At 63.4% G+C, this 15,625-nt stretch carries 20 protein-coding genes; 3 read left to right on the forward strand and 17 right to left on the reverse strand.

The features are described from left to right. Nucleotides 1–342 precede the first annotated feature (342 nt). From ACFPFW_RS00005 to ACFPFW_RS00030, 6 genes are all read right to left on the reverse strand, one after another. A complete protein-coding gene (locus tag ACFPFW_RS00005) occupies nt 343–552 on the reverse strand; it encodes a hypothetical protein (protein WP_114955194.1) in 210 nt (69 codons plus the stop codon). A 140-nt stretch (nt 553–692) separates the two neighbouring features. Next, nucleotides 693–2,078 (reverse strand): chromate efflux transporter, encoded by a 1,386-nt coding sequence (gene chrA, locus ACFPFW_RS00010; protein WP_114955195.1) that lies wholly within the window; start codon nt 2,076–2,078, stop codon nt 693–695. A gap of 11 nt (nt 2,079–2,089) precedes the next feature. Then, nucleotides 2,090–2,905 (reverse strand): chromate resistance protein ChrB domain-containing protein, encoded by an 816-nt coding sequence (locus ACFPFW_RS00015; RefSeq protein ID WP_114955572.1) that lies wholly within the window; start codon nt 2,903–2,905, stop codon nt 2,090–2,092. A 383-nt stretch (nt 2,906–3,288) separates the two neighbouring features. Further along, nucleotides 3,289–3,561 (reverse strand): DUF4242 domain-containing protein, encoded by a 273-nt coding sequence (locus ACFPFW_RS00020; RefSeq protein ID WP_114955196.1) that lies wholly within the window; start codon nt 3,559–3,561, stop codon nt 3,289–3,291. Between the two features lie 100 nt (nt 3,562–3,661). Further along, the gene (locus ACFPFW_RS00025) at nt 3,662–3,931 is read right to left on the reverse strand and encodes a hypothetical protein (RefSeq protein ID WP_114955197.1); all 270 of its coding nucleotides are present in this window, start codon (nt 3,929–3,931) and stop codon (nt 3,662–3,664) included. Nucleotides 3,932–3,941: 10 nt separating this feature from the next. Beyond that, nucleotides 3,942–4,160, reverse strand: a complete 219-nt coding sequence (locus ACFPFW_RS00030; protein ID WP_114955573.1) for a hypothetical protein — start codon at nt 4,158–4,160, stop codon at nt 3,942–3,944. 169 nt (nt 4,161–4,329) lie between these two features. On the opposite strand from ACFPFW_RS00030, the gene ACFPFW_RS00035 reads away from it, so the two are divergent. Both ACFPFW_RS00035 and ACFPFW_RS00040 read left to right on the forward strand, forming a co-directional pair. Beyond that, a complete protein-coding gene (locus ACFPFW_RS00035; RefSeq protein WP_114955198.1) occupies nt 4,330–4,665 on the forward strand; it encodes a hypothetical protein in 336 nt (111 codons plus the stop codon). 61 nt (nt 4,666–4,726) lie between these two features. Then, complete coding sequence (locus ACFPFW_RS00040; RefSeq protein WP_114955199.1) at nt 4,727–5,395, forward strand: SOS response-associated peptidase; 669 nt, start codon at nt 4,727–4,729, stop codon at nt 5,393–5,395. A gap of 102 nt (nt 5,396–5,497) precedes the next feature. On the opposite strand, the gene ACFPFW_RS00045 is transcribed toward ACFPFW_RS00040, so the two are convergent. The 11 genes from ACFPFW_RS00045 to tkt all read right to left on the reverse strand — a co-directional run bounded on the left by ACFPFW_RS00045 (nt 5,498) and on the right by tkt (nt 15,080). Continuing rightward, nucleotides 5,498–5,821 (reverse strand): hypothetical protein, encoded by a 324-nt coding sequence (locus ACFPFW_RS00045; protein ID WP_114955200.1) that lies wholly within the window; start codon nt 5,819–5,821, stop codon nt 5,498–5,500. Between the two features lie 214 nt (nt 5,822–6,035). Then, a complete protein-coding gene (locus ACFPFW_RS00050) occupies nt 6,036–7,346 on the reverse strand; it encodes an HD domain-containing protein (protein ID WP_114955201.1) in 1,311 nt (436 codons plus the stop codon). A gap of 6 nt (nt 7,347–7,352) precedes the next feature. Next, nucleotides 7,353–7,847, reverse strand: a complete 495-nt coding sequence (locus tag ACFPFW_RS00055; RefSeq protein ID WP_114955202.1) for a hypothetical protein — start codon at nt 7,845–7,847, stop codon at nt 7,353–7,355. Between the two features lie 312 nt (nt 7,848–8,159). Then, nucleotides 8,160–8,843 (reverse strand): L,D-transpeptidase, encoded by a 684-nt coding sequence (locus ACFPFW_RS00060; RefSeq protein WP_114955203.1) that lies wholly within the window; start codon nt 8,841–8,843, stop codon nt 8,160–8,162. Between the two features lie 40 nt (nt 8,844–8,883). Beyond that, nucleotides 8,884–9,237, reverse strand: coding sequence for a hypothetical protein (locus ACFPFW_RS00065; protein WP_114955204.1), 354 nt, complete (start codon nt 9,235–9,237; stop codon nt 8,884–8,886). Nucleotides 9,238–9,248: 11 nt separating this feature from the next. Beyond that, nucleotides 9,249–10,334: a class II fructose-bisphosphate aldolase gene (fba, locus tag ACFPFW_RS00070; RefSeq protein ID WP_114955205.1), complete on the reverse strand. Its 1,086-nt coding sequence runs from the start codon at nt 10,332–10,334 to the stop codon at nt 9,249–9,251. Nucleotides 10,335–10,358: 24 nt separating this feature from the next. After that, entirely contained in the window at nt 10,359–10,517 is a 159-nt protein-coding gene (locus tag ACFPFW_RS00075; protein WP_162799541.1) for a hypothetical protein, read from the reverse strand. After that, nucleotides 10,514–11,710: a phosphoglycerate kinase gene (locus ACFPFW_RS00080; RefSeq protein WP_114955206.1), complete on the reverse strand. Its 1,197-nt coding sequence runs from the start codon at nt 11,708–11,710 to the stop codon at nt 10,514–10,516. The genes ACFPFW_RS00075 and ACFPFW_RS00080 overlap by 4 nt, the downstream gene beginning before the upstream one ends. Then, complete coding sequence (locus ACFPFW_RS00085; protein WP_114955207.1) at nt 11,707–11,916, reverse strand: hypothetical protein; 210 nt, start codon at nt 11,914–11,916, stop codon at nt 11,707–11,709. Before ACFPFW_RS00085 ends, ACFPFW_RS00080 begins: the two co-directional genes overlap by 4 nt. 130 nt (nt 11,917–12,046) lie before the next feature. After that, nucleotides 12,047–13,057 (reverse strand): type I glyceraldehyde-3-phosphate dehydrogenase, encoded by a 1,011-nt coding sequence (gene gap / locus ACFPFW_RS00090; RefSeq protein ID WP_114955208.1) that lies wholly within the window; start codon nt 13,055–13,057, stop codon nt 12,047–12,049. Nucleotides 13,058–13,091: 34 nt separating this feature from the next. Then, nucleotides 13,092–15,080, reverse strand: a complete 1,989-nt coding sequence (tkt, locus tag ACFPFW_RS00095; protein WP_114955209.1) for a transketolase — start codon at nt 15,078–15,080, stop codon at nt 13,092–13,094. 260 nt (nt 15,081–15,340) lie between these two features. Here tkt and ACFPFW_RS00100 point away from each other — a divergent pair, with 260 nt between their 5' ends. Next, complete coding sequence (locus ACFPFW_RS00100; protein WP_114955210.1) at nt 15,341–15,622, forward strand: DUF4164 family protein; 282 nt, start codon at nt 15,341–15,343, stop codon at nt 15,620–15,622. The last annotated feature ends 3 nt before the right edge of the window (nt 15,623–15,625 follow it).

Genomic DNA, 15,625 nt, shown 5'->3' on the forward strand with positions numbered 1-15,625 from the left:
AGCCTTGGCATGACGGAGAATGGGTTGGGCCTTCCTGAGCCGGATGCGCAGTATCGTGTCGAAGGATGGCGGCAGGCTCGGAGTGTGCGGCGATCCTTCGACACGGCTCGCTTCGCGAGTCCGGCTCAGGATGAGGCTTTCAACTCGCCGTCATTGCCGGGCTTGTCCCGGCAATCCAGCCCGGCGCCCGCGGTTTCGCCCGGGCATGAGGGCGTGGTGGAGTCCGGGGCCCAGCGCATGAGTGCGCCGCAGGCGCTCAATAGAATTGGCGGCTTCGCCGCGAGGAACGCTGGGTCCCGTTTCTCGGGATGCAGGTGCGCCGCACCCGGACCGGACGCGGGCTCAGATGTCGCGCGGCATCCGGTCGGCGGGGACGCAGCTCCACTTCCGGACCGTCCATTCCGGATGGAGCACGTTCCACTTCGCGATCTCCGGCTGGCCGTAATGCATGCACTGGAAGGGCGTCGCATTATCCGCGGCGAAGGTGAGTTGCACCTGCTTGCAGGTGTCCGGGCTCTGGGCGAGGCAGACGGAGAGGGCGAGTACCAGCATTCGGGATTCCTGTGTCGCGTTTCGCGTCCGCTCATGCGGGGCGCGTTCGCAGCGGAGCAAGAACGGGGCCACGTTCGTGTGAAACGAAACACAGATGGCCCCAAATCCGGTCGGAAATGAGAGGACAGCAGCCCCTGCGACTAAAGGCCCAGCAACAGGCCCAGTCCGGCGCAGATCCCCAGGGTCGGCAGCATGCCAAGGCGCAGCCGGAACAAGACGAACGCCGCGACGGCCGACAGGGCCAGCGCCCACCAGTCGACAGAGGACAGGATGGGGAGGTCTGGGCCGATTCCCGCGATCTCGAACCTCCGGACCTCCCGGAAGACGACATGGATGCCGAACCAGAGTGCGAGATTCATCACCACGCCGACGACTGCCGCCGTAATCGCGGACAGAGCGGCCGACAGCGCGCGGTTTCCGCGAAGGGACTCGACATAGGGCGCGCCGAGGAAGATCCAGAGGAAGCAGGGGGCGAACGTGACCCAGATGGTCAGTAAGGCGCCGAGGCACGCCGCCGCGATGGGATCGAGCGTGCCCGGATCGCGCATCGCGGCGAGGAAGCCGACAAACTGCAGCACCAGGATGAGCGGACCGGGCGTCGTCTCGGCGAGGCCGAGCCCGTCGACCATCTCCCCCGGCGCGAGCCAGCCGAAGCCATCGACGGCGGCCTGCGCGACATAGGCAAGAACCGCGTATGCGCCGCCGAAGGTGACGACCGCCATCGAGCTGAAGAAGGTTCCGATCTCAGTCCAGACGCTGTGGGATCCGGTGATCAGCCAGAGCAAAGCGACGGGGCCGAGCCAGATGGGGAGCCAGACCGCGAGAACAGTCAGCGCCCGGCGGCGCGACGGCTGGGCGTGCTGGAGTTCGCCCCGCTCGAACATGCGATCGACGACGCCGACGATGTCCGGCCCCGAACCCTTGTGACCGTTGCCGGAAAAGAGCTCGGGGGCCTTGAGGCTGCCGATCCAGCCGACGAGGCCGGCAGCCGCAATGATGAGCGGAAAGGGGATGCGGAGGACGAAGATCGCGAGGAACGCGGCGACGGCGATGGCGACCATCGCGCGGTTCCTGAGTGCGCGCTTGCCGATCCGCAGCACGGCCTCGACCACGATCGCGAGGACAGCGGCCTTGACCCCGAGGAAGGCGGCGTCGACGAGCGGGGCGTGGCGGTAGAAGACGTAGAGAACGCTCAAGCCCAGCATCACCAGCGCGCCGGGCACGACGAACAGTATTCCGGCGATGAGCCCGCCGAGCGTGCGATGCATCAGCCAGCCGATATAGATGGCGAGCTGCTGGGCTTCGGGGCCGGGCAGCAGCATGCAATAGTTGAGCGCGTGCAGGAAACGCTGTTCGCCGATCCAGCGGCGCTCCTCGACGAGCTCGCGGTGCATCAATGCGATCTGGCCGGCGGGACCGCCAAAGCTGAGGAAGCCGATCCTGGCCCAGACCCTGGTGGCCTCGGCGAGGGTGGGTTTCTCCGGAACCGAGACGGCCTCTTCGGCGGCGGTGGAAGTGATGGTCATGCCGGCCTCCCTCACGCTTTCGAGGGAGAGGGCCAGTTGTGGGTCTCCTCGACCGCGTCGCGGCTCCATCGATAGAACGCATCGTAGAGGAGAAGGCCGGCGTCGAGCTGCTCGAGATCGTCGCGGAACATGCGCGACAGCCCGAGTGAGGCGGCGAGCAGGCCGGACGCCTGCGGAGACAGGTCGAGGCGGGCGGTGTCGGCGGCTCGCACGATCAGCGCCAGCCGTTCAAGGGCTTCGGATTTGAGGCCGAACTCATCGATCATCGTATCGAAGGTGCAGCGGGTGCCGCGATGGCTCCAGAAGACGCCCTCGATGTCGAACGGCGTCGCCGCGAACCGATCGGCCACCGACATGACCTCGCCGGCGGCGACAAACAGGAAGACCGCGCTTGGATCGACGAACCGGCGGATCAGCCAGGGGCAGGCGATGCGGTCGACCTTCGGCCTCGCACGGGTGACCCAGACGGTGCGTCCGCGCTCGTCGCGCTTCGGCAGGTTCTTGGTGTCGACAAGAAGCCCGCCGGCATTCCGCCAGGCTTCGAAACCGCCCTCCAGCGTTTCGGCCGGCACGCCTTCGTGCCGAAGCCAGGCGGCCGCGCCCTGACTGAGCTTCAGGCCTTTCTGGCAGACGACCACGACGGACTTTCCGGTCAGTTCGGGCGCCCAGAGCGACACGGTGGAATGATCCCTCGGTGCCGCGCCCGGCAGGGTGCGCGGGTCGGCCGCGACGTCCTCGGGAAGGCGGACATCGACGATGATCGGCGCGCTCGGCTGGCCGATCAGACGGGACAATTGGGACGTGGTGATTTCGGTATTCGACGGCATGGCGTCCATCCCTGTTGGGGAGGTGGAACGCGATGTTCGGCTGCCGCCTCACGGGGTGATCGCGAATGACCCCTTGCCATTGGTTGTATGCGACGGATGGGCGGTGTCAAGCGGGGGAGGTGGTGTTTCGCTTTCTTCGTCATCCTCCAACTTGACCGGAGGATCCATGCCATCTGGCAGGCGCTCTATGGGTCCGGTCGAGCCGGAGGATGACGGCGTCGCGGGCTTTCCCGTTCCCCGGACAAGTGCGCGAAGCGCGCCGATCCGGGGCCCAGCGTTTATGTACGCCGCAGGCGCTCGATAGATAAAGGGCGGCTGCGCCGCCGAGGAACGCTGGGCCCCGTTCTCGGTATGGGCTTCGCCCACCCGGACCGGGACGGGTCTCACTCGGCCGTGACGGGGTCGATCACGCGGTGGACCTTCAGCACGGCGTCGGCCGGGAAGCCGCCGCGTTTCGCGTGCTCGCGGATGATCTCGGCGTCCGGCGCGCGATAGATGCAGAACAGCTTGTCGTCGGTGACGTAGCTGTGGACCCACTGGATGTCGGGACCGAGCTCGCGCAGCACATTGCAGGAGGTCTGCGAGGCGGCCTTCAGCTCCTCGGGGCTCAGGGAGCCGGCGCCGGGCATGTTCCTCTCGATGACGAATTCGGGCATTGGCGTGTCCTCGCAAAGTTCTTCTTCGTTGAAGGCGCCGAGCCTAGCAGCACGCTGGGCACGACGCGCTCCTTTTATTGCGCGCGGGAGAGCCGCCGCCCTAGTGCTTCTCCTCGGCCGGGCTGTGCTGCTGTGGCTTGTGTCCCTCCTGGCCACCGCGATTGTGCTTGTTGTGATCGCGGCTCTCCTGATTGACGCCGCCCCGGCTGACCGCGAACTCGCTCTGGCGGGCGTCGCCGTCGTTAGGGCGCGGCATTGGAGCGTCGCGGCCCACCTGCTGGCGCTCGTCGGCGAGCCGGCGTTCGTCGGGCATGTCGTCCTTGCGTTCCAGCGTCCTCAGCTGCTGCTCGTGTGTCTTTCCGCCCTGCATGATGATCTCCTCAGCGTGGCTGGCGCTTGTTCAGCGCGTCGGGTTTGTCGATGCCGCCTTGCGGATTGGTGTCGTTCTCGACATCGCCCTCGATCGTGGTCTCGCCCTGTGCGTCCGCCAGTTCGTCCGGCGTGACGCCGGCCATGGTGACACCCTTCGAGCCGCCGATCATCGGATTGCCCTTCAGATCGGAATCGTTTGGCTCTCTCTGCTTCAGATGCTTGCTCATGGCTCCGCTCGCATTGACGTCCCCGAGGACCAACGCCGCGCGGTCGGCGAGGTTTCCGACATTTAGGCGCGGTCCGGAAACGTGCGATGGGGGATTTCGGTCGGCGGCGTGCCGGATTTATGATGCCGCCGCGCACGTTCTGGATGCGCTGCCGCCCGGGAGGCGACCCGTGAGCACTTCGGACAGCGAGCCGCCGGTCGAGCCGGTCTTCCGCAACGGCACCGTCACGGTGGTCGGCATCTTCCTGGCGTTCTCGCTCGGCTTCATGTCGCAATGGGCCGGCAACCCGCTGCCGACCCAGCCGATCGACGCGCCGATCATCCTGCTGCTGTCCGTCGGCGTGGTGCTGCAGATCTACGCGCTGGCGCGCCTCCTCGATCTCCGCTCGACCGAGCGGCGGGTCTACAACCACGCGAAGAATGTGTTCCTGGTCGCGGTGTCGATCATGAGCCTGGGCGTGGTGTCGGCGCTGGTGATCGATTTGTGGCGGATGCAGGGGAACTGACCGGAGAGCGCCAGGTGCAATCCGCCTTGCGCACGTCGTTCCGAACGGCGATTTCTCATCCATGTGCGGACGCGTCGTTCAAACCATGCCCCATGAGGCCATGCGGCGGCTGTTCAAGGCGCCCCAGGGCGATCTCTTCAACGCGCCGCCGCGCTGGAACGGCGCGCCGACCGACAAGCTCGCCGTGGTGCGCCGCAACCACGAGGCCGGCGAGAACTCGCTCGACCTGATCCGCTGGGGGCTTGTCCCGCATTTCGCCAAGGACCTGAAGGTCGGCGCGAGCCTCATCAATGCCCGCTGCGAGACGGTGGCCACCAAGCCCGCCTTCCGCGGTGCCTGGGCCAAGAGGAGGCGGTGCCTGATCCCGGTCGACGGCTTCTACGAGTGGAAGCGCGAGGGCAAGGTGAAGCAGCCCTATGCGCTGGCGCTGAAGGGCGGCGAGCCGATGGCTTTGGCCGGGCTGTGGGAGAACTGGAAGGACCCGGCGACCGGCGAATGGGTGCGCACCTTCACCGTGCTGACCACCGCGCCGAACGAACTCATCGCCCCGCTGCACGACCGCATGCCGGTGATCGTGCCGCACGAGGACTGGGACCTCTGGCTCTCGGGCGAGGACGCGACCGCGCTGATGAAGCCGCTGCCGGCGGAAGAGATGGAGATGTGGACCGTGTCCACGGCGGTGAACAAGGTCGGGAACGAGGGCGCGGAATTGTGGGAGCGGGTGGGGTAGCCGCCTCGCAATACGAGGCGGCCTCTCCGGGCGCGGGAGAGGCCGCAGGATGCCGGGGTCACGCCGGGTGGGGCGGGTGACGCCAGGCGCCTGAGGCGAGGCTCAATCCTCGACGCAGACGGTGACGATCCGGCCACCCTTGCGCCGCTCCTGCCAGCACTCCTCGTCATCCTGAGAGGCGGCGATGGCGGCGGCGGTGAGAACTCCGACGCCCATCAGCGCGCCGAACGCGGGGCCGTGGTGATGCGGCTTCGGGCCGGCCTTCTTCGGCGGCGCCTTGAAGTCCTTCGGGCCGGGGCCCGGAAACTTCGGGTTCGGCTTGTTCTGGAATTCGTTCGGGCCATTCCAGCCGGCAAAGGCCGGAGCGGCGGTGCCGAGCGCCAGCGAAGCGGCGACGACAGCGATGGTGACGGTTTTCAGCGACATGGTCCGTTTCCTTCCTGGGGGCGGGGGCTTCGGAAAGCCCGGCTGCCTGCCCCGATGACCATTGGTCGATGGGACGGACGGGAAGGTTCAAACGGGAGTTGTCGGTGAGCGTCCAATCGAGATTGGGCGACTTGGCGGGCTGATCGTCAAGTTGCGAACTGATTGCCCCGCTGCATGAGCATGCTGGGCTCGCGAAGCGGGGAGGAAACTAATTTCAACCCATTTTATCTCGAATGGACTTCGCTCGGTCTCTATCTTTTGAGCAATCGAAATATATCCTCGTCGGTTTTGCTGGTATTGCTTGAACTAGCTGGCTAACGCGACCTAGAGGTTCGTGCTCACCGTCAGCCTCAACCATAATATTCTTTAAGAAATTTCGATCCATAACGTCATATTGCTTGTAAGCTTTTCCCGGGAGGCGATCCGCGAAGAATGCGATGTTTTCGCTTCTCAAAGCTTCAATGAATTTCGAAGCTTTCTCGCGTCTTATTTCTCCTGTCTCGGAAGAAGGTAGATCCAAGCATTTGTAAGTGTCTCGATTTAGGTATCGATTTGCCAGCGCATTCGCGGGATGATTATTGGCGTCTGCTATCAATTTCACTAATGACAAAACGGAAGAATCATCTAGATTCATATAATTATCCAGGGCTTGATTATCTTTATTTCTAAAGAAGGTAATAAGTGGGTGTGAATTAATCGAATTAAATTGTTGATCGACTTCCGATACTGTCTTGTAGATGATGTCAGAAGCCATGTGCTGTACACCGCGCGTCGTCTTATGAAAATAAATATTCTGATACATTTTCATATATGAAAGCACGAATTCTTCGACAACGCTGACGCCCTTCTTCTGAACAACGAACGAATATTCGTAGATTCCCTCGATTGGATCGACGCATATTTTCGATATCTTCAGGCTGTCCAGTAGCCACTCAAGGTCAATCGCGGTGGATCGAACTCCAGTATAATAGCGATCGCGCATTAGAAAATCGAGTCGATCGCAGTCTAGTTGAGAAGAGATTATCGTTTGATATGGATCGTTTCCAGATTCTTGTTCAAAGAAAAGGGCAGTCTCATCAAGAATGTTATTTTTATCTAAAATCTCTGCGGTTCTTGATTTTCGTATTATTTCAAGCGTGTAGGCTTCGTGCGATTGATTGAGCTCTAGTTTCGAGGATACTTCTTCAAAGACGTGCGAATAGGGGCCGTGGCCCACATCGTGAAGTAGTGCGGCTGCAAGAGTTGCCAGGCGGCGCCGAGGGTGGTCGTCCGCAGGAAGTTGCTGGTTGCGTTCGAAAACGTCCAGCATTCTTCGAGCCATCTGCATCGCACCAAGCACATGCGAAAAGCGAGTATGAGTTGCGCCTGGATAAACGAACTCAGAGAATCCGAGCTGCTTAATCCGCCTCAAGCGCTGCACTGGGGCCGTCTGTACGAGTTCCCAAAGCATTACGTCTTCGGGTCTCTTCGTAGAGAAGGCGATCAAATTATGAATCGGATCGCGAATTCTCTGATCTTTGTCCATATTACCTTAGTGAGGAAGATGGCCTAAGATCTCTGGAGCCTTCGCGAGAACTGCCGGAGAAGCCTTGGCGGGTTTCATTGCGACTGTGCGTTGTCGAGCAGTCTCTTCGTCTAACCCGCGATTCCTAAAAAATAAATATGTCGCAGCAACTTCAAGCTGAATTGTTGTGTATTTGGCGAGGGCAGCCAACGCTTTTACATGGTCATGAGAAAGTTCGGGTCGAGTGGGTATCGACTCGATCAACTTGTAGGACGTCATAAAGAAATTGTTGTCTCCCAACTGCTGCTCGTCCTCTTCAATAAGGCCAGAGAATGTTAGGTAGTCAGCAGCCTGAGCAATCTCCACACTGAAGGGACCATAGTCCCTTAGGTCGAACTGAATGTTACAATCGACGCCTGCGCTCGCCATTAGATAGGCAAGCTTCTGGAGACGCTTCTTACCGTCGATTTTTTTGTGTGGCATCGCCTTCAACAAGGCAAGCACTAGCTCATCAGGTGCCATACCGACCTCCGTCCCGCGAGCCGAATCATAGCGAACATAAGAACAAAACGCGAACTTTGTAAAATTATGGTTAATCGTCTCTTTCCCTAAACGGCTAACGGCTCGATTCCGATATGCCTTTTGCGAAATGCACAGTTCCCATTTCCCATTTGTGCTCACCATAGTCGCCACGGATTGGTGATCAAGTTTTGTCCCAGCTGCAGAGGGATCGCTTCGCATCCGCTGACGGGGACTGACTGTCTGATGCAGATCTGCGGTTTCCGCATGTGGCTGGCCGGGCACTTACACACCCGGCCGGCCATCCCCATCACCTCACGCGCTCGCCACCCCAGCAGTCCCCAGCACCACGACACGCGTTCCGACCGGTGTCCGCTGATACAGGTCGATGATGTCCTGATTGATCAGGCGGACGCAGCCTGAGGAGACGTTGCTGCCGATCGAGCGCGGCTCGTTGGTGCCGTGCAGGCGGTAGAGCGTGTCGCGGCCGCCCTGGTAGAGGTAGAGCGCGCGGGCGCCGAGCGGGTTCGACAGGCTGCCGTCCATGCCGTTCTTCCATTCGGCGAGTTCGGGCTGGCGGACGATCATTTCGGCCGGCGGGGTCCAGCGCGGCCATTCGGCCTTGCGGGCGATGTTCGCCGAGCCGTTCCAGCCGAAACCCTCGCGGCCGACGCCGACGCCATAGCGCATGGCGGTGCCGCCTTCCTCGACGAGATAGAGGTATTTCGCGCCCGGATCGACGATGATCGTGCCCGGCGGTTCGGCCGTCGCATAGGTCACCTGCTGACGGACGAATGCGGGCTTGATGGCGTTCGCCGGGACGCCGGGGATGGGGAAGCGCTCGTTCGGCAGCGGGGAATAGAGCGCGGCGTATTTCGTCGGCAGGGCCGCCGCGGGTTTGGAGCCCGAGGCGGTGGTCTGCTGGCAGGCGGCAAGCGTGCCGGCCATGCCGGCAAGGAACAGGCGGCGCGTGAGGACGCGCCCGGATGTGCTGGTCATCGAATGAAGCTCCAGAGAAAGGGGGTACTGACGGGTGAGGTCAGGCTTCTCTGGGAGGGCGGAACGGCACGGCGCCGCCGAGCGAGGCGGGCGGCACCACGCTCAGGAGGGTGAGGCGGATCGCCTGCGAAGAGACGGAGGGACGGCGAAGGTCCTGGGTCTCGTGTTCCGCCGTGGCGGTGAGGCCGGCGAAGGGGCAGACAGTGGTGGCCGGGCCGGTGACGGGGCAGGGCTGGCCGGTGGAGGCCGAAAGCGCGATCGCCTCGACATATTTCTGCGCGACCATGCCGCGCTGATAGCCGACGCCGAGCGTGACGAGCGCCAGCGACAGCGAGCAGGCAAGCGCGATCAGCGCCCGCCGCCAGATTGCCGTTGATGCCGCCCGCTGCCTCATGTGACCCCGAATTACTCGGCCGCTACTTTGACACCTTCGATGCGCGGATCAAGCTCGCCCTTGGCATAGCGCTGGGCCATGACGCCAACGGGGATGACCTTGATCTTCGAGGCGTTGCCGGCGGTGCCGAACTGTTCCAGCCGCTCCATGCAGAGCTTCTGCATCGCGTCTGTGGCGGGTTTGAGGTATTTGCGCGGGTCGAATTCCGAGGGATTCTCGGCGAACACTTTCCGGATGGCGCCGGTGATGGCCATGCGGTTGTCGGTGTCTATGTTGACCTTGCGGACGCCGTGCTTGATGCCGCGCTGGATCTCTTCCACCGGGACGCCCCAGGTCGGCTTCATCTGGCCGCCGTAGCGGTTGATGATCTCCTGCAGGTCCTCCGGCACCGAGGACGAGCCGTGCATGACGAGATGCACCGTCGGCAGGCGGCGGTGGATCTCCTCGATGACGTTCATTGCGAGAACCGCGCCGTCCGGCTTGCGGGAGAACTTGTAGGCGCCGTGCGAGGTGCCCATCGCGACCGCGAGCGCGTCGACCTTGGTCTTGGCGACGAAATCGACCGCCTGGTCGGGATCGGTGAGGAGCTGGTCGTGGGAGACGGTGCCCTCGAGGCCGTGACCGTCCTCCTGCTCGCCGCCGCCGTGCTCCAGCGAGCCGAGCACGCCAAGCTCGCCCTCGACCGAGCAGCCGGCCCAGTGCGCCATGTCGGCGACGCGCTTGGTGATGCCGACATTGTACTCGTAATCGGCGGCGGTCTTGCCGTCGGCCTTCAGCGAGCCGTCCATCATGACCGAGGTGAAGCCGTACTGGATCGCGGTGGCGCAGGTGGCTTCGTTGTTGCCGTGGTCGAGATGCATGCAGATCGGGATGTGCGGATAGATCTCGACGAGGGCGTCGATCATCTTCGCCAGCATGATGTCGTTGGCGTAGGAGCGGGCGCCGCGCGAGGCCTGGATGATGACCGGAGCGTCGAGCTTGTCGGCGGCGGCGCCGATGGCCAGCGCCTGCTCCATGTTGTTGATGTTGAAGGCCGGGACGCCGTAGCCGTATTCGGCGGCGTGATCGAGGAGCTGTCGCAGCGTGATGCGGGCCATTGTCGGTCTCTCCGGACTAGCGTGTCACTTGGTGTCGCGCATCCCGACGCAGACACCGTTTTCCATCGTGCCGCCGCCGTCGAGACAGCGGCCGGTCTCCATCCGCTCGTAGAGCCAGTCCCGGCCGCCCGCGAACCAGGCGACGACAACGACCAGGCACGCGAGGATCAGGATCGTCCTCATTGCCGGCGCAGGGCTTCCACGCCGGGGAGGGGCTTGCCTTCCAGCCATTCAAGGAATGCGCCACCGGCGGTCGAGATGTAGGTGAAGTCGTCGGCCGCGCCAGCATGGTTGAGCGCCGCGACCGTATCGCCGCCGCCGGCGACCGAGAGAAGCTTGCCCTCCTTGGTCAGCGCGCCGGCCTTTTTCGCCACGGCGACGGTGGCGCGGTCGAACGGCTCCAGCTCGAAGGCGCCGAACGGGCCGTTCCAGACGAGGGTCTTTGTATGTTCGAGGAGCTTCGAGACTTCGAGCACGCTGCGCGGGCCGGCATCGAGGATCATCTCGTCCTTGGCGACGCCTTCTGCCAGAACGGCCTGGTTCGAGGCATGGGCCTTGAATTCCTTGGCGACGACGACGTCGATCGGCAGGACGATGCGGCAGTTCTTCTCTTTCGCCGTCTTCAGGATGTCGTTGGCGGTGCCGACGAGATCATGCTCGCAGAGCGACTTGCCGACATCCATGCCTTGGGCGGCGAGGAAGGTGTTGGCCATGCCGCCGCCGATGATCAAAGTGTCGACCTTGCCGACGAGGTTCGACAGCAGGTCGATCTTGGTCGAAACCTTGGCGCCGCCGACGACCGCCGCGACCGGGTGTTCCGGATGCGACAGCGCCTTGGCGAGAGCTTCCAGTTCTTGCTGCATCGAGCGGCCGGCATAGGCCGGCAGCAGCTTGGCCAGGCCGACGACCGAAGCGGCCGAGCGATGCGCGACCGAGAAGGCGTCATTGACGAAGATATCGCCGAGCTTGGCGAGTTCCTTCGTAAAGGCCTCGTCGTCAGCCTCCTCGCCCGGATGGAAGCGGAGGTTTTCGAGGAGGAGCACCTCGCCGTCCTTCATCGCCGCGACCACGCGCTCGGCGTCGGGGCCGATGCAGTCCGGCGCGAAGGCGACCGGCTGGCCGAGCGCCTGCGAGACGTCGGGCAGGATGTGCTGGAGGCTCTGCGCCTCGTCGCGCTTGCCCTTCGGCCGGCCGAAATGGGCGATCAGGATCGCCCTGCCGCCTTTGGACGTGAGGTCCCTGATGGTCGGCAGCGCGGCCTGGATACGGGTATCGTCGGTGACGCGCCCGTTCTCCATCGGCAGGTTGAAGTCGACGCGGACGAGGACGCGCTTGCCCGCGAGATCGGAGATGTCGTCGAGTGTCTTGAAGCTCATGGGCGAAGGAAGTTGGCGGTCGCGAAGATGATGCCGGCCATTCCGATCAGCATCGATGACATGATGGCAATGGTCTGCCAGACATTGGGTATCATCTGCAGGCGCTTATCGAAGCCGTCGAACCGGCCATCAAGACGAGCGAGACTGACTTCGATTCCGCCAAGCCGACCTTCGATGCCGCGCAGGCTCGTCTTCACCTCGGCCATATCCTCCTCCAACCGCTCAACGCGTCTTTCGAGCGTCGAGCCATCCGTCCCGCCGGCCGATACCCGACCGATCCGCCTCGCCTCAGCCATAGGTGGTGTCCCCCGCCGGTCCGGTCGAGTGTAGCAGAGGTCAGATCAGCTTGCCCATCGCGACGGCCGTGTCGGCCATGCGGTTCGAGAAGCCCCATTCGTTGTCGTACCAGGACAGGACGCGGACGAGGGTGCCGTCCATGACCTTGGTCTGGTCGAGCGCGAACGAGGACGAGGCCGGGTTGTGGTTGAAGTCGGAGGAGACGAGCTTTTCGTCGACGACGTCGAGGATGCCCTTGAGCTGCTGGGCAGCGGCCCGCTTCACCGCCTCGTTGACTTCTTCCACCGTGGTCGCGCGCTTGGCGTTGAACTTGAAGTCGACGACCGAGACGTTCGGGGTCGGCACGCGGATCGAGGTGCCGTCGAGCTTGCCCTTCAGTTCCGGGAGCACGAGGCCGACGGCCTTGGCGGCGCCGGTCGTGGTCGGGATCATGCTCATGGCCGCCGCGCGGGCGCGGTAGAGGTCCTTGTGCATGGTATCGAGCGTCGGCTGGTCGCCGGTGTAGGAGTGGATCGTCGTCATGAAGCCCTGCTCGATGCCGATGGCGTCGTTGAGGACCTTGGCGACCGGACCAAGGCAGTTCGTCGTGCAGGATGCGTTCGAGACGACGACGTGGTCCCGGGTCAGTTTGTCGTGGTTGACGCCGTAGACGACCGTCAGGTCGGCGCCGTCGCCCGGCGCCGAGATCAGGACGCGCTTGGCACCGGCCTCGAGATGGGCCGAGGCCTTGTCCTTGGCGGTGAAGATGCCGGTGCATTCGAGCGCGATGTCGACGCCGAGCTCCTTGTGCGGAAGTTCGGCGGGGTTCTTGATCGCGGTGACCTTGATCTTGCCGTGGCCCTCGACGTCGATGAACTCGCCCTCGACCGTGACCTTGGCCGGGAACTTGCCGTGGACCGAGTCATAGCGGAGCAGGTGAGCGTTGGTTTCGACCGGACCCAGATCGTTGATGGCCACGACCTGAATATCCTTGCGACCGCTCTCAACGATGCCACGCAGGACGAGACGTCCGATGCGTCCGAAACCGTTGATCGCTACCCGAACCGCCATGTCATATCCTCCTGACCAGATTTGCTGAATTTCCTTAGCGGCCCAAACGTTTCCGCGCCAGAGAAACAACCGCGTCCGTCGTGATTCCGAAATGTTCGTAAACCTGGTTGGCGGGGCCGGAGGCACCGAAACCGGGCATGCCGACGAAGATGCCGTCGAGACCGATGATGTGGTCCCAGCCCATCCGGATCGCCGCTTCGACGCCCACCTTCACTTTTGCGTTTCCGATGACCGAAGCGCGGTATCCGGCGTCCTGTTCGTCGAACAGCTCCATGCACGGGACCGAGACGACTCGAGTGGCGATGCCGTCGGCCGAGAGCTTCTCGTATGCCTCGATGGCCAGCGAGACTTCCGAACCCGACGCGAAGATCGAGATCTCGGCTTCGCCGTTCTTCGAGGCGCGGATCTCGTAGGCTCCGCGCTCGGTGAGGTTCGCGGCCGGTTCGAGGCGTGCCTGCTTCAGGTTCTGGCGGGTCAGCGCAAGCAGGCTCGGGCGGTCGGTGTGGCGGATCGCCAGTTCCCAGGCCTCCGCCGTCTCGATCGTATCGGCCGGACGGAAGACGAGGAGATGAGGGATCGCGCGGAGCGCCGCGACATGCTCGACCGGCTGATGGGTCGGGCCGTCCTCGCCGACGCCGATCGAGTCATGGGTGAAGACGTAGATGATGCGCTGGCCCATCAGGCTGGCGAGGCGGATCGACGGGCGGCAATAATCCGAGAAGACGAGGAAGGTCGCGCCCATCGGAATGATGCCGCCGTGCAGCGCGATGCCGTTCAGCGCGGCGCACATGCCGTGCTCGCGAATGCCCCAATGGATATAGCGACCGGCGAAATCACCGGGCGTGACTTCCTTGAACGCCTTGACCTTGGTGTTGTTCGACGGCGTCAGGTCGGCGGAGCCGGAGAGGAGTTCCGGGATCGTGTCGGCGATGGCGTCGAGGACGAGCTCGGAGGATTTGCGGGTCGCGACCTCCTGCGGTTCGGCGATCAGCCGGTCCTTCAGGCGCTGGAAGGCCGAACCGAGATCGGCCGGCAGGATGCCGTTGGTGCGGCGCTCGAACTCTTCGCGCTTCTTGACGTCGGCCGAAGCGAGGCGGTTGAGCCAGCTGCTGCGGTCGCCCTGAGCGCGCTCGCCCGCGCCGCGCCAGAAATCGAGCACGTCGTTCGGCAGTTCGAAGGGCGGGTACTCCCAGTTCAGCGCCTTGCGGGTCGCCTCGATCTCGTCCTTGCCGAGCGGCGAGCCGTGGGCGGAGGACTTGCCGGCCTTGGTCGGCGCGCCGAAGCCGATCGTCGTCTTGCAGGCGATCAGGGTCGGCTTGTCGCTGGCCTGGGCGGTCCTGATCGCGTTGGCGATCGCTTCCGGGTCGTGGCCATCGATGTGGAAGGCGTTCCAGTTCGCGGCCTTGAAGCGGGCGACCTGATCGACCGAGTCGGACAAGGTCAGAGGGCCGTCGATCGAGATGCCGTTATCGTCCCAGAAGGCGATCAGCTTGTTGAGCTTGAGATGGCCGGCGATGGCGATCGATTCCTGGCTGATGCCTTCCATCAGGTCGCCGTCCGAGCACAGGACGTAGGTGTGGTGGTCGACGATGTCGTCGCCGAACTCGGCGTTCAGCAGGCGTTCCGCGAGCGCCATGCCGACGGCGTTGCCGAGGCCCTGGCCGAGCGGACCGGTGGTCGTCTCGATGCCGAGCGTCTTGAAATTCTCCGGATGGCCGGGCGTAACCGATTCGAGCTGGCGGAAATTCTTGATGTCCTCGATCGAGACGCTGTCGTAACCCACAAGATGAAGCAGGCCGTAAAGCAGCATCGAACCGTGGCCGGCGGAGAGCACGAAACGATCGCGGTCCGGCCAGTGGGGGTCCTTCGGATCGAACTTCAGGAACTGGGTGAACAGGACCGTCGCGACGTCGGCGGCACCCATCGGCAGGCCCGGATGGCCGGACTTGGCCTTCTCGACCGCGTCCATTGCAAGGAAACGCAATGCGTTGGCCATGCGATCATGAGTTTCGCGAGAGGTCATAGGCGCGGTCTTTCAGTTGCGGATCTGAAGTTTGCCGAAGGCGCGTTCCGGGAGAAACCGGTCAAGCGGGTCGACCGACGGCGGTGAGTTGCATGCGCGAAGAGGTAGTCGAGAGGAGCAAAAAAGGCCAGTGCATCGAAAACGGAGCTGAATTGCGGAACCGCGCCGATTGACGTGCGTTTTTTTGACCCTCCATAATCTGAATTCAGCCGCTTTCTGCGGTCAGAAACCCCATGGCGGCGGCAGGGGAGTGTATGCGTATGAGGGACACCGCACTCGCGGCGGCGATCCGACGGCTTGAGACAGCCGTCGGTGCGGTGGAGGGGGCTGCAACACGCATTCTCGCGGCACGGCGAACAGGCGCCGACCACGAGAGCGAGATAGCACTTCTCTCCGACGACCGCGCACGCATGGCCGAAGAACTCGACGCGTTGAACGCGCGGGCATCTCGTCTCGAAACCGTCAATCGCGATGTCGCCCGGCGACTTGATACCGCGATGGAGACGATACGCGACGTGTTGTCCGAACAGCCTCACGCCTAGGTC

It is taken from the genome of Flaviflagellibacter deserti, from assembly GCF_042652085.1.
GTDB classification, from domain to species: Bacteria; Pseudomonadota; Alphaproteobacteria; order Rhizobiales; family Methylopilaceae; genus Flaviflagellibacter; species Flaviflagellibacter deserti.

Coding starts and splice junctions, on each gene's coding strand:
- ACFPFW_RS00005 (WP_114955194.1), bottom strand. CDS start 552: ATGCTGGTACTCGCCCTCTCCGTCTGCCTCGCCCAGAGCCCGGACACC.
- chrA (WP_114955195.1), bottom strand. CDS start 2,078: ATGACCATCACTTCCACCGCCGCCGAAGAGGCCGTCTCGGTTCCGGAG.
- ACFPFW_RS00015 (WP_114955572.1), bottom strand. CDS start 2,905: ATGCCGTCGAATACCGAAATCACCACGTCCCAATTGTCCCGTCTGATC.
- ACFPFW_RS00020 (WP_114955196.1), bottom strand. CDS start 3,561: ATGCCCGAATTCGTCATCGAGAGGAACATGCCCGGCGCCGGCTCCCTG.
- ACFPFW_RS00025 (WP_114955197.1), bottom strand. CDS start 3,931: ATGCAGGGCGGAAAGACACACGAGCAGCAGCTGAGGACGCTGGAACGC.
- ACFPFW_RS00030 (WP_114955573.1), bottom strand. CDS start 4,160: ATGAGCAAGCATCTGAAGCAGAGAGAGCCAAACGATTCCGATCTGAAG.
- ACFPFW_RS00040 (WP_114955199.1), top strand. CDS start 4,727: ATGTGCGGACGCGTCGTTCAAACCATGCCCCATGAGGCCATGCGGCGG.
- ACFPFW_RS00045 (WP_114955200.1), bottom strand. CDS start 5,821: ATGTCGCTGAAAACCGTCACCATCGCTGTCGTCGCCGCTTCGCTGGCG.
- ACFPFW_RS00050 (WP_114955201.1), bottom strand. CDS start 7,346: ATGGACAAAGATCAGAGAATTCGCGATCCGATTCATAATTTGATCGCC.
- ACFPFW_RS00055 (WP_114955202.1), bottom strand. CDS start 7,847: ATGGCACCTGATGAGCTAGTGCTTGCCTTGTTGAAGGCGATGCCACAC.
- ACFPFW_RS00060 (WP_114955203.1), bottom strand. CDS start 8,843: ATGACCAGCACATCCGGGCGCGTCCTCACGCGCCGCCTGTTCCTTGCC.
- ACFPFW_RS00065 (WP_114955204.1), bottom strand. CDS start 9,237: ATGAGGCAGCGGGCGGCATCAACGGCAATCTGGCGGCGGGCGCTGATC.
- fba (WP_114955205.1), bottom strand. CDS start 10,334: ATGGCCCGCATCACGCTGCGACAGCTCCTCGATCACGCCGCCGAATAC.
- ACFPFW_RS00075 (WP_162799541.1), bottom strand. CDS start 10,517: ATGAGGACGATCCTGATCCTCGCGTGCCTGGTCGTTGTCGTCGCCTGG.
- ACFPFW_RS00080 (WP_114955206.1), bottom strand. CDS start 11,710: ATGAGCTTCAAGACACTCGACGACATCTCCGATCTCGCGGGCAAGCGC.
- ACFPFW_RS00085 (WP_114955207.1), bottom strand. CDS start 11,916: ATGGCCGAGGTGAAGACGAGCCTGCGCGGCATCGAAGGTCGGCTTGGC.
- gap (WP_114955208.1), bottom strand. CDS start 13,057: ATGGCGGTTCGGGTAGCGATCAACGGTTTCGGACGCATCGGACGTCTC.
- tkt (WP_114955209.1), bottom strand. CDS start 15,080: ATGACCTCTCGCGAAACTCATGATCGCATGGCCAACGCATTGCGTTTC.
- ACFPFW_RS00100 (WP_114955210.1), top strand. CDS start 15,341: ATGAGGGACACCGCACTCGCGGCGGCGATCCGACGGCTTGAGACAGCC.